Raw genomic sequence first — 11,568 nt, 5'->3', positions numbered from 1 at the left:
CGGTCAGGACGCGCGGTAGCGCAGCAGCACCAGGTCCCCCATCGGGCGTGCCTCGACCAGGGACATGCCGCGCTGCGGGCACTGCGGGAACCGGCCGTCGTGCACGAAGCGGGGGGCGCGGGCGTCGCCGACGAAGAACGGCGCGACGACCACGTGCAGCTCGTCGACCAGCCCGGCGGTGAGGAACGCGGTGTGCACGCCGCCCCCGCCCTCGACCAGCAGCCGTCGCACGCCGCGGGCGGCCAGGTCGTCGAGCACCGCGCACGGGTCCGGCGGGTCCCCCGCGGCGACGACCTCGGCGGCGTCGCCGAGCAGGTCCCGCAGTGCGGGGGCCGCGTGGCCCGCGGTGAACACCAGCGGCGCGTCCCCGCCCGCGAACACCCGCGCCGCCGGGTCCAGCGAGGACCCGGTGGTCAGCACGACCCGCCGCGGCGACGGCGGGCGGCCGTCGGCGACCCGCCCGGCCCGGCGCTCCGCGCAGCGCACCAGCAACCGCGGGTCGTCGGCGCGCACGGTCCCCGCGCCGACCAGGATCGCGTCCACCCCGGCGCGTACGGCGTCGACGCGGTCGAGGTCGCCCGCGTCGGAGAGCACCAGCGTGTCGGGACCGGCGTCGTCGATGTAGCCGTCCAGCGACATCGCGACCGACGCCAGCACGTGCGGCCGGTCCATCAGATCACCTCCGTGTACCGGGCAGGCGCCCGATACGTCCGGATACTGTCGGGGCCGTCGGCGCGCCGCGCGCCGGGATCGGGGACGGTGGAGTGGGGCACGAGGCACGGGCGTTCTGGCTGGCCGCACCGGGGCACGGCGAGATCCGGACGGTGCCGGTGCCCGACCCCGGGCCCGACGAGGTGCTCGTGCGCACCCGGTACACCGCGGTCAGCCGCGGCACCGAGACCCTGGTGTTCCGCGGCGAGGTCCCGGAGTCCGAGCACGAGCGGATGCGCGCCCCGTTCCAGGACGGCGACTTCCCCGCCCCGGTGAAGTACGGCTACCTCGCGGTGGGCGAGGTCGAGCAGGGCCCGCCGGAGCTCGCCGGGCGGACCGTGTTCTGCCTGTACCCGCACCAGAGCCGGTTCGTGGTGCCCACCGACGCGGTCACCGTCGTCCCCGACGACGTGCCCGCCGCGCGCGCCGTACTCGCCGGCACCGTCGAGACCGCCGTGAACGCGGTGTGGGACGCCGCCCCGCTGGTCGGCGACCGGATCGCCGTCGTCGGGGCGGGGATGGTCGGGGCGTCGGTGGCCGCGGTCCTGGCCGGGCTGCCCGGCGCGCGGGTGCAGCTCGTCGACCCCGACCCGGACCGGGCCGTCGTCGCCGCGGCGCTCGGCGTCGGGTTCGCCTCTCCCGACCACGCCGAGGGCGACCGGGACCTCGTCGTGCACGCCAGCGCCACCCCGGCCGGGCTGGCCCGCTCGCTGGAGCTGCTCGCACCGGAGGGCGAGGTGGTCGAGCTCAGCTGGTACGGGACCCGCTCGGTGCCGCTGCCGCTGGGCGGGGCGTTCCACAGCCGCCGGCTCACCATCCGCGCCAGCCAGGTCGGCACGGTGTCCCCGCGCCGGGCGCGCCGCGGCTACGGCGACCGGATGGCGCTGGCGCTGCGGCTGCTCGCCGACCCCCGGTTCGACGCCCTGGTCGGCGGCGACTGCACGCTCGACCAGCTGCCCACCGTGCTCGCCACGATGGCGGCGGGCGGGCCGCCGTCGCTGTGCCTCCGGGTGTCGCACCACGGGGGTCAGTAGCCGGTCGCGGTGTGGCCGCGCGGCGCGTCCGGCGCGGCGTCGACCTGCGGCAGGACGTGCCCGAGCCGGTCGCGCTTGGCGGTCAGATACCGCACGTTGTGCTCGTCGGCGGGCTCCAGCACCGGCACCAGCTCGGTGACGACGATGCCGTACCCGGTCAGCGCCTCGACCTTCGCCGGGCTGTTGGACAACAGCCGCACCCGGCCGATCCCGAGGTGGCGCAGCACGACGGCGGCGGCCCCGAAGTCGCGCACGTCCACCGGCAGGCCCAGCGCGACGGCCGAGTCGATGGTGTCCAGGCCGTCCTCGTCCTGCAGCACGTGTGTGCGGATCTTCGCGAGCAGGCCGATGCCGCGGCCCTCGTGCCCGCGCAGGTAGACGATCACGCCGCGGCCCGCGCGGACGACGGCGTCGATCGCGATCGACAGCTGCGCCCCGCACTCGCAGCGCCGCGCGCCGAAGACGTCACCGGTGAGGCACTCGGAGTGCATCCGCACCAGCGGCGCCTCCACGTCCGCGGGGTCGCCGTGCACCAGCGCGAGGTGCTCGGGACCGCCCTCGTACTCGCGGAAGGCGATCGCACGGAACTCCCCGTGCCGCGTGGTCAACCGGGACTCGGCGAACTCGTGTCGGTCGTCGTGCACCGTTGCTCCTCCATGATCGGGCAGGGCCGTGAGAGCCTCGCCTGCGTGAATCCCCTCCCGGTCGACACCACCGAGGACGTCCGGGAGCGAGGTGCCTCCGTGGCCCTGCTCCCGGTCGGGAGCCTCGAGCAGCACGGACCGCACCTGCCCCTGACCACCGACACCCTCGTGGCGTCCGCGGTGGCCGCCCGGATCGCGCAGGCCCACCCCGTGCGCGTCCTGCCACCACTGACGATCTCCTGCTCCCACGAGCACGCCGCGTGGGCGGGCACCGTGAGCATCTCCGCGGCGACGCTCGGCGCGGTCGTCTCCGACGTCGCCGCCTCGCTGCGCGCTTCCGGCACCACCGCACTCGTCCTGGTCAACGCGCACGGTGGGAACCACGTCCTGCGCAACGTCGTCCAGGAGGCCTCGGTCGGGCCGCTGCCCATGGCCCTGTTCCCCGTCTCCGAGGACTGGACCGCCGCCCGCCGGACCGCCGGGTGCGCCACCTCGAACACCGCCGACATGCACGCCGGGGAGCTGGAGACCTCGATCCTCCTGCACACCGTCCCCGACCAGGTCCGGCCGTCGTACCGCACCGCCGACCACGTCGCCGACGAGCGGCCGTACCTGCTCACCACCGGGCTCGCGGCCTACTCCGCCGGCGGTGTGGTGGGACGGCCGTCGCTCGCCACCGCCGACAAGGGCCGGGGCCTGCTCGACGCGCTCGTGGTCGCCTTCGAGGGGCACCTGCGGGTGCTCGCCGGGCGCTGACGGCGCGGTCTCCCGGGCCGCCCGGCGGCGCCGCAGCACCACGAGCGCGCCCGGTGCGACCCCGACGAGCGCCAGCACCCCGTAGGCGACGGCGGCGGCGAGCCCCTCGGCCGCGGACAGTCCGACCGCGGCGAACCCGGCCGCCGCGGCCGCCTCGCGCGGCCCCCACCCGCCGACGGTCAGCGGGATCGTCATCGCCAGCAACGCGACCAGCAGCAGCGGCAGCAGGACGGTGAGCGGGGCGGTCGCCCCGGCCGCCCGCGCGGCCAGCACGAACAGCGTGAGGTGGCAGGCCAGTGCCCCGGCCGAGGTCAGCACCACCCCGGCCGCGGTGCGCGGGCGCAGCACGGTGCGCGCGTCGGCCCACACGCGGCCGAGCCGGGCGCGCAGCAGCCACCCGACCCCGGCGAGCGCGGCCACGACGACGACCGCGGGCAGCACCGCGCCGCCCGGGACCGCCCCGGCCGCGGCCCGCAGCAGGTCCGGCTGCAGCGCCAGGACGAGGGCGACGGCCGCCACCGCGACCAGGTGCCCCGCGACCCGTTCGAACACCACGGCCCGGACCCCGGCGCCGAGGTTCCCCTCGCTGCGCCCGTGGCTGACCGCGCGGTGGACGTCGCCGAGGACCCCGGCAGGCAACAGCGAGTTGAGAAAGGTGGCGCCGTAGCAGTCGGCCACGGCGCGTCCCGCAGTCAGGCCGAGCCCGATCGAGCGGGCGACCATCCGCCACCGCCAGGCGCTGAGCACGGTCGCGACCGCGCCGAGCAGCAGCGCGGCGACGACCGCTGCCGGCCCCACGCCGCGCAGCCGCTCCAGCACCGGCCCGACACCGACCTGCACGACCAGCGCGGCCAGCAACCCGGCCCCGGCGAGCAGCCGCAGGGCCGGACCCACCCGGCGTCTCACGGCCACTCCCCCGGGACCACCAGCAGGTCGATGTGGCCGACCGACACGGTGAGCTTCCCCGCGTCGAGGGCGCGCTCGCGCCGGTCACGGTAGGCGCCTGCGTGTGCGGCGAGGCCGGGACGCTGCGCGCACGCCGCGTCGAGCCGTCCGGCCAGCCACTCGCGGAGCAGCGCGGGCCGGTCGGGGCCGAGCCGCCACGGCGAGTCGGCGGTGCGGACCCGCGCGCCGTGCCGGGCGAACGCGGCCGCCGCGGCGGCGGGGGCGTCCGGCCCGAGCATCCGCCGGCCGTTCTCGTCGCGGCGCTGGTGGTCGTCGAAGGCGGCGCCGATCTCGGCGTCGAGCGGGTCCTCGGGGTGCAGCCGGACCCGGCCGGACACGGTCAGGGTGAACAGCACGGGGCAGCCGGCGGCCGTGCAGACAGCGGCCAGGGCGTCCATCTCGTCCGCGGTGAGCAGGTCGAGCAGCGCGGAGGCGGTGATCAGCGACGTCCCGGACAGCAGGTCGGCGCCGAACCCGGTGAGGTCGCCGGGCCCGGCTTCACCGGTCACCCCGCCGGGGAGCGACGCGACGGCGTGGGAGAGCACGACGGGGTCGCGATCATGCAGGACCCAGTGCTGGCCACCGGGCCGGGCGAGGCGCGGGGCGAGCCAGCGGCCCATCGACCCGGTGCCGCAGCCGAGGTCGCGCAACAGCAGCGGGCCCGGCGGCAGGAGGTCGCGGACGGCGTCGGCGAGCACGGTCGAGCGCGCGTCGGCGTCGGCGGGCTCGCGCAGGGCGAGCCACTCCGGCGGGCAGACCGGATTGCCCGCCGCACCCTGGATCGGGACGGCGGTGTGGTCGATGCGACGGTCGGCGCCGCGGTGGTCGGCGGCGGGGCTCACGGCAGCACCGCGCAGAGGGCTCGGGCGGTGTCGGCCCAGCCGTCGAGCCGGTCCCGGCGGTCCCGGGCTGCGGCGCGCAGGTCCGCGCGCATTCCCGGGTCGGTCAGCCAGGACCGCAGCGCGCCGGCCAGCGCCTCCTGGTCGCCGGGCTCGACGAGCAGCCCACCGTCGCCGAGCGCCTCGGGCACCCCGCCGACCGCAGCGGCGATCACCGGGACGGCCCGGGCCAGCGCCTCGGTGACGACCATCCCGTAGCTCTCGGTGCGCGAGGGCAGCACGAGCAGGTCCGCGGAGGCGTAGGCGGCGTCGAGGGCGGGGCCGGTCAGCGGGCCGGTGAGGGTGATCCGCCCGGCCAGGCCGTGCCGGTCCACCGCCGCGCGCACGGCCGCGGCGTGCGCGGGGACGCGGTCGAGCGGCCCGGCCAGGCGCAGCGTCCACTCCCGGTCGGCGACGCGGGCGAGGGCCTCGACCAACAGGTCGTGGCCCTTGGTCGGGGTGAGCGCCCCGACCGCGAGCAGCCGGGTACCGGCCGGGTGCGCGGACGTCATCGGGGCAGCGTCCACCCCCGGCGACGCGACGTGCACGCGGGCGACGGGCAGTTGGTGCAGACGGACCACCCGCCGTGCCGTCCATCGGCTGGTGGTGACGACGGCGGCTGCCGCGTGCAGCGCCGCGCGCTCCCGGGCCCGGCGGTCCGCGACGACCGCCGCGGCGAGCCCGTGCTCGTCGCCCAGCGGCAGGTGCACCAGGACGACCACGCGTACCCGGCCGGTGTGACGGGCCAGGACCCCCGGCGCGGCGCAGGCGACGAGCCCGTCGAGCAGCACCGACCCGCCGTCCGGGACGCCCGTGAGCGCCGCGTCGAGCCGCTCGAGGGCGGCCCGGTCCGGGTCCGGCCAGCCGCCCACGACGGCGATCTCCCGCACGGGGCGGTCGAACGCGGCGCAGACACCGCGGTCGTAGCGGTTCCCGCCGCTCGGCGAACGCGGGTCGTCGATCCCGGCGGGGACGACGACGTGCACCGCACGCCCCGTGGTGCGGGGCGGTGCGGGAGCCGTCACAGGTCCCGCTCGTAGCTCGCCCACGCGACGTGCGACTCGTGCAGCGTCACCGTCACGCCGGTCAGCCCGCCGGCGTTGCCGCCGAGCTTTCCCGCGCCGATGCGGTCGGCGAGCCGGTCCGCGATCGCCCGGGCCAGGAACTCGGTGGTCGTGTTGACGCCCGCGAACTCGGGGTGGTCGTCGAGGTCGCGGTGGTTGAGGTCGGCGAGCGTCTCCGCGAGCTGCGCGGTGGCCAGCCCGATGTCGACGACGATCCCGTCCGGGTCCAGCTCAGGGCGCCGGAAGGTGGCGTCGACGAGGAAGGTCGCGCCGTGTCGCTGCTGCGCCGGTCCGAAGACCTCGCCGCGCAGGCTGTGCGCCACCATGACGTGGTCCCGGACGGTGATGCTGAACAATCGGTCCTCCTGCGTGCGGCGCCCCCTGAACCGGATGTCCAGATCAAAAGCGGGCAATGTTCATGAAACCACCGTGCGGGCGACGCGGCGACCGAGCCGCGTCACGGGGTGGCCCGCGCTGGTCACGCGCATGCGCCCGGCTGCTGCGACCTGTCATCGGTGCTGCCCGAGCGAATGAGGCGTGACACACGATGGTCACCCTTGAGGCAATCATGTCTCATTAGCTACTCTCGTGGCGCGATTCGGACACAGCAGCGTCCGCGTCGACCACTACGAGGAGGTAGCCGATGACCACCCACGAGACCCCGATGCCGTCCTGGTCCGAGACCCTGCGGGACGCCGGCCGACGCACCGGGAACGTGCTCCGCGCGATCTGGGTGGGCATCGACACCTGGAGCGCCGTCACGCACGGCCGCGCCCCGGCCCGTCGCTGACCCCCGTCCCCCGGTGCGGCACGTCCGCGCCGGGGGACGCCGTCGTCCAGGCCCGGTCCGCGTCCGGCGGCGCCAGCCGCGGGTGCAGCTGAGCCCAGGCCAGCAGCCCCAGCGCGGCGGCGACGGCGAACGTCCCCGCCGTCCCGATCCGGCCGGCCAGCCCCCCGGCGAGCGGTGAGCCCACCGTCTGGCCGACGCCCAGGGCGAGGCACGCCCACGTGACCGCGCGTGCGGGGGCGCCCGGGAGGATGTGTGCGGCCCACAGGATGCACAGCCCGGTCAGCCCGATGTAGCCGGCGCCGAACAGGCCCGCCGAGACGACCGCACCGGCCAGGCCCGGCTCCGGCAGGGCGAGCAGGGCGATCCCGGCCGAGAACAGGGTCCAGACGACGAGCCCGACCGTCCGCAGCCCGTACCGCTGCGCCGCCCGTCCCACCGCGCCGCCGACCACGCCGACCACGCCTATCGCGCACCAGGCGACGGTGCCGACGACCGGCCCGGCGCCGAGCTCGTCGAGCCGCGCGGTCGAGAAGGTCCAGTACGGCGCGCTGACCAGCCCCAGCAGCCCGGCGACGGCCAGCAGCGGCAGCACCCGGTCGTGCCCGCGCTGCGTGGGCGCCGCCTCGGGGACCCCCCGCGGCAGCGACCACGCGGCGGCAGCGGTGACGACGACCGCGACCAGACCGAACCCGAGCCAGACGGCCCGCCAGTCCCCCGGCAGCAGCGGCGTGAACGCGGTCAGCGCGAGCCCCGCCCCGGTGCCGGTGTTCGCCCAGGCCTGTGCCCGGGTGCGCGCGGCCGCACCGACCGTCTCGACGACGAGCTGCGCCACCCCGGGCGTCGCGATGCCGGCCCCGGCCCCCGCCATCACGATCGCGGCACCGAACACCACCACGCCGGGGGCGAGGGCCATGAGCAGCAGCCCCACCGTCGCGGAGACGGCGGCCGCGATCGTGGCGCCGCGCGCCGACCGCGCCGACAGCGCCGGGGCGGCGAGCAGCCCGAGGACGTAGCCCGCCGTGGAGAGCCCGCCGAGCACGCCGACCGCGGCCGGGGTCAGGCCGAACGTCTCGGTGAACCGGGGCACGAACAGTCCGTAGGCGTAGCGGGCGACGCCGTAGCAGAGCGCGATCACCCCCGCGCCGAGCAGCGCGGTGGTCCACCAGGGCCGGTCGGTGGCGGGCGCAGGTCCGGGCCGTTCGCAGCTCGCCGTCATGCCGATAGTGAACAGACCGGTCAGTTTGTTCGCAACCCGTGTCGATCGATGGAATCGTTTATACTGCTGGAGTCGGTCATCAGAACAGACCGTTCAGTTTCCCCCAGGAGGACGTATGGCACGCACACGGCGCGGCGATGCCGGGGCGAAGGTGCTCGACGCCGCGTCCCGGCTCTTCTACCGGGACGGCATCAACACGGTCGGGGTGGACACCGTCGCCGCCGCGGCGGGCGTCACCAAGACGGCGCTGTACACGAACTTCGGCTCGAAGGACCGGCTCGTCGTCGCCTACCTGCGGGACCGCGACCGCCGGTGGCAGTCCGACATCGACCGGATCACCGCCGACCACGCGTCGCCGCGGGACCGGATCCTCGCCGTGTTCGACGCCTACGAGACCTGGCAGTCCCGGGAGGGCTTCCGCGGCTGCGCGTTCCTCAACGCGGCCTCCGAGCTGCCGCGCCTCGACCACCCGGCCCGCGAGGTCGTCCGGCACCACAAGACCGCGCTGCGCAGCTACCTGCAGACCCAGGTCGAGCGGCTGGGGACGGCCGAGCCGGCCCCGGCGCTCGCCGGGATCCTGATGATCCTTCTGGAGGGGGCGGCCGCGATGGCGGTGGTCGAGCGCGGGACGGGGCCGATCCGCGCGGCCCGGGAGGTCGCCGACGGGCTGCTCCCGGCGGCCTGAACGGTCACACCGGGACGGGTCCGTGCGGGTGCTGGTCGTCGACGACGAGCCGGTGCGCGTGGGTCCAGCCGTGCACCGAGGGGCTGGCGGTGACGACGTGGGCGTGGTCGGCGTCGTGGTCGTGGCGGTGCCGCACGAGGTCGGCGCCGGCCGTCGGCCAGACCGTGACCGCCACCCCGAGCGCGACGACCGCGAGCCCGGCGAGGACCGACCAGGCGACCGTCCAGCCGGCCGAGACCGCCAGCCAGCCGGTGAGCGGGTAGGTGACCAGCCAGCAGGCGTGCGAGAGCGAGAACTGCGCGCTGAACAGGGCGGGCCGCTGGCCGGGCCCGGCCGAGGTGCGCAGAAGGCGACCGGTGTTGACCATGATCCACCCCGGGCCGAAGCCGACCAGCGCCCACGCGAGTGCCGCGGTCGTCCACGACGGTGCGGCCGCCAGCAGCAGGGTCGCGCAGGCCGCCAGGCAGGAGACCGCCGCGCCGGCCAGCATCACCGTCCGGACCGGAAGCCGCCGGGCGGCCCACGGGGAGGCCAGCGCCGCCGCGGCCGTCCCCGCGCCGGACACCGCGAGCAGCAGCCCGACATCGGCCTCGGTGCCCCCGAGCAGGTCGCGGACGACGTTCACCGTCGTCACCAGCGACACCACCCCCACCGCGGCGACGACGACGTCCAGCGCCAGCAGCCCCCGCAGCTGCGGGACCGCCCGGAACAGCCGGACCCCGAGCAGCAGCCGGGTCGCGAAGCCGCCCTGGGCGCGGCCCGCGACCGGCGGGACGGCCGTCGACGCCACGAGGACCGCGGAGAACACGAACCCGGCACAGGTGCCGACGAACAGCGTCGAGTAGCTCGTCACCGCGACGGCCGCCGCGGCCAGCAGCGGGCTCAGCACCGTCTCCGCGCTGCTCGCGAGCTGCGAGGCCGACAGCGCCGCGGCGTAGTCCCGCTCGTCGGGGACGACGTCGGGGATGACCGACTGGAACACCGGGGTGAAGGTCGCCGAGGCCACCTGGAGCACCGCGACCAGGACGAACACCTGCCAGATCCCGGTCACCCAGGGCAGGACGAGCACGACCGCCGCGCGGACGACGTCCGCACCGACCATCAGCATCCGTCGCGGGACCCGGTCGGCGACCGCGCCGACGACCGGCCCGACGACGACGTAGGCCACCATCTTGATCGTCAGCGCCGAGCCGAGGACGAGCGCGGCCCGCTCGCCGGCCAGGTCGTAGGCGAGCAGCCCGAGCGCGACCGTCGTGAGCCCGGTCCCGACCAGAGCGACGATCTGGGCCGTGAACAACCGGCGGAACCGCGTGTTCCGGAACAGCGATCGCACTGGGCCTCCCCCGTCGACTGCGGGGACCGTAGAACGATTTCCCGATCGCCCCAACGGATCAGTTGCCAGAGGAAAGCAGCAGCCTCCCGACGCGAACTGCGAGATAGCGGCGGCATCGTCCCCGCTCCACGAATCCGCAGGTCAGACGCGGCCCGTGGCACTGTTCCGACTGCGAGGAGGTCGCTGTCGCCGTGAACTCGCAGAATCCTTCCGGTGTCGTAGTGGGCGACGTCACGGCGACGATTCCCGGATTCCGCGCGGACGGCGGATCCGCCGTCCCACGGCGCGGCGGGCAGCACCGACGGTCCGGCGGGGAGGCGTCCGGGTAGGCTTCCGTCAGGCCCTCGTAGCTCAGGGGATAGAGCACCGCTCTCCTAAAGCGGGTGCCGCAGGTTCGAATCCTGCCGGGGGCACTACACCGTGACCAGCGGCAACGCTGTTCGCGATCGCGAACGACTTCGCGCCGTGGAACGAAACCCGCCTACGCTGCGGCGGGGGAGCGCAGGTCACGGGGACACATCGAGGAGCTGCCGAGCGGCGCGTCCCGAGCCATCGTCGTCGCGGGCGTCGATCCGCTGCCGGGGCGCAGCCGCCGGCTCAGGGAGACGGCGCGGACCCGCACGGAGGCCGAGAACAGCGCTGAGCTCGTGAGTCGGGCGGGGAACGGGTCCGCGGGCGCGGCCGGAACCGTGGTGCCGTGCTCGGCACGTGTGTGGCGACCCGATCGAGCAGGCGGGGACGCCGCGATCCTCGACACGCTGCGGTCCTGCGGCTGGGAGACGAAGGCTGCGGCATCGTCGACGGCCGCGCTCGGGGTTACCGCACGAGTTCGCCGCGGGCACCACTCACGGCAAGCACGGGTACGACTGCGTCACCTGCCTGCCGCCCGGGGCCGGCGACACCGCTGGCCGGTCCCTCGGGAGCGGACCGGCGTAGCCGATCGCCGGTTACAGCCCGTCCGCAGTGGCGGACACTCGCGACGACGTCTGCTCGGCGTGACCGAGGCGGTCAGTCCCTCTCGTGCGGTCGCGCGGCGTGGCCCGGGCGCCCGCGCGTGCGGCGCTGCTCCTTCATCTCGGCCTCCATCAGATGCCGCCGCCCACCGACCAACTCGTCGCGCACCGCTCGGTCCAGGTCCAGCGTGGTGCGGTAGTAGCCGTCGTCGTACTCCTCCACGACCTGGAAGCTCCACCGCCCCGCGACGACGTTCAGCCCGATCAGCTCGGTGGTGATCCGGTCCGCCAGATCGTCGCGACCCATCCCCCGCAGGCCGCCGACGACCTCGTCGAGCATCTCGTCGGCGTACCCGGTCATCTGGTGGAAGGCGTAGAGGTGCCCGCGGGCCCGTTCGATCGTCTCGACGGCCTCGGCCAACTTGCCCACCGTGGCCACCGCCTCGTCCGACACACCGTCCGGTCGGCGGTGCTCCGGGGCCGGTCGGTCGTCGTCGCGGCGGTCCTGCTGGTGGTTCTCGGACATGCGGGGGTCTTCCCGGTTCCAGCCCCCGGGAAC

General features: G+C 75.8%; 12 protein-coding genes, 1 tRNA gene and 1 pseudogene. 5 read left to right on the top strand and 9 right to left on the bottom strand.

The annotated features are described in order from the left end of the window. Positions 1 to 3: 3 nt before the first annotated feature. Complete coding sequence (locus ATL51_RS20090; RefSeq protein WP_208623039.1) at positions 4 to 672, bottom strand: RibD family protein; 669 nt, start codon at positions 670 to 672, stop codon at positions 4 to 6. 92 nt (positions 673 to 764) lie between these two features. Here ATL51_RS20090 and ATL51_RS20085 point away from each other — a divergent pair, with 92 nt between their 5' ends. After that, on the top strand, positions 765 to 1,745 hold the full coding sequence (locus tag ATL51_RS20085) for a zinc-dependent alcohol dehydrogenase (protein WP_100879569.1): 981 nt from the start codon (positions 765 to 767) through the stop codon (positions 1,743 to 1,745). Here the strand turns inward: ATL51_RS20085 and ATL51_RS20080 are convergent. After that, the gene (locus ATL51_RS20080; protein ID WP_100880827.1) at positions 1,739 to 2,389 is read right to left on the bottom strand and encodes a GTP cyclohydrolase II; all 651 of its coding nucleotides are present in this window, start codon (positions 2,387 to 2,389) and stop codon (positions 1,739 to 1,741) included. The genes ATL51_RS20085 and ATL51_RS20080 overlap by 7 nt on opposite strands. A 12-nt stretch (positions 2,390 to 2,401) precedes the next feature. On the opposite strand from ATL51_RS20080, the gene ATL51_RS20075 reads away from it, so the two are divergent. After that, entirely contained in the window at positions 2,402 to 3,145 is a 744-nt protein-coding gene (locus tag ATL51_RS20075) for a creatininase family protein (protein WP_100880826.1), read from the top strand. Between the two features lie 60 nt (positions 3,146 to 3,205). Here the strand turns inward: ATL51_RS20075 and ATL51_RS20070 are convergent. The 4 genes and pseudogenes from ATL51_RS20070 to ATL51_RS20055 all read right to left on the bottom strand — a co-directional run. Beyond that, a pseudogene (locus ATL51_RS20070) lies at positions 3,206 to 4,039 on the bottom strand (lysylphosphatidylglycerol synthase domain-containing protein); the annotation flags it as partial. Between the two features lie 8 nt (positions 4,040 to 4,047). Next, positions 4,048 to 4,872, bottom strand: coding sequence for an SAM-dependent methyltransferase (locus ATL51_RS20065; protein ID WP_100880825.1), 825 nt, complete (start codon positions 4,870 to 4,872; stop codon positions 4,048 to 4,050). 56 nt (positions 4,873 to 4,928) lie between these two features. Then, positions 4,929 to 5,993, bottom strand: a complete 1,065-nt coding sequence (locus tag ATL51_RS20060; protein WP_100879568.1) for a glycosyltransferase family 4 protein — start codon at positions 5,991 to 5,993, stop codon at positions 4,929 to 4,931. After that, complete coding sequence (locus ATL51_RS20055; RefSeq protein ID WP_073577581.1) at positions 5,990 to 6,388, bottom strand: 6-pyruvoyl trahydropterin synthase family protein; 399 nt, start codon at positions 6,386 to 6,388, stop codon at positions 5,990 to 5,992. Before ATL51_RS20055 ends, ATL51_RS20060 begins: the two co-directional genes overlap by 4 nt. 287 nt (positions 6,389 to 6,675) lie before the next feature. Here ATL51_RS20055 and ATL51_RS28380 point away from each other — a divergent pair, with 287 nt between their 5' ends. Beyond that, positions 6,676 to 6,822 (top strand): hypothetical protein, encoded by a 147-nt coding sequence (locus ATL51_RS28380; protein ID WP_157818460.1) that lies wholly within the window; start codon positions 6,676 to 6,678, stop codon positions 6,820 to 6,822. Here the strand turns inward: ATL51_RS28380 and ATL51_RS20050 are convergent. Beyond that, entirely contained in the window at positions 6,791 to 8,038 is a 1,248-nt protein-coding gene (locus tag ATL51_RS20050; protein ID WP_100879567.1) for a YbfB/YjiJ family MFS transporter, read from the bottom strand. The genes ATL51_RS28380 and ATL51_RS20050 overlap by 32 nt on opposite strands. Before the next feature lie 115 nt (positions 8,039 to 8,153). Between ATL51_RS20050 and ATL51_RS20045 the strand changes: the two genes are divergently transcribed. Beyond that, positions 8,154 to 8,723, top strand: coding sequence for a TetR/AcrR family transcriptional regulator (locus ATL51_RS20045; protein WP_100879566.1), 570 nt, complete (start codon positions 8,154 to 8,156; stop codon positions 8,721 to 8,723). 4 nt (positions 8,724 to 8,727) lie between these two features. Here ATL51_RS20045 and ATL51_RS20040 read toward each other — a convergent pair whose 3' ends face one another. Beyond that, positions 8,728 to 10,056 carry an MFS transporter gene (locus ATL51_RS20040; protein ID WP_100879565.1) on the bottom strand — a complete coding sequence of 443 codons (1,329 nt, stop codon included), beginning with the start codon at positions 10,054 to 10,056 and terminating at the stop codon, positions 8,728 to 8,730. Between the two features lie 340 nt (positions 10,057 to 10,396). Here ATL51_RS20040 and ATL51_RS20035 point away from each other — a divergent pair. Further along, positions 10,397 to 10,469, top strand: a tRNA-Arg gene (locus tag ATL51_RS20035). Between the two features lie 595 nt (positions 10,470 to 11,064). On the opposite strand, the gene ATL51_RS20030 is transcribed toward ATL51_RS20035, so the two are convergent. Further along, the gene (locus tag ATL51_RS20030) at positions 11,065 to 11,535 is read right to left on the bottom strand and encodes a hypothetical protein (RefSeq protein ID WP_100879564.1); all 471 of its coding nucleotides are present in this window, start codon (positions 11,533 to 11,535) and stop codon (positions 11,065 to 11,067) included. Between the last annotated feature and the right edge of the window lie 33 nt (positions 11,536 to 11,568).

Source organism: Pseudonocardia alni (assembly GCF_002813375.1).
Classification (GTDB): Bacteria; Actinomycetota; Actinomycetes; order Mycobacteriales; family Pseudonocardiaceae; genus Pseudonocardia; species Pseudonocardia alni.
The sequence above is the reverse complement of the archived record's forward strand: the minus strand, read 5'-3'. Positions and strand labels throughout refer to the sequence as shown.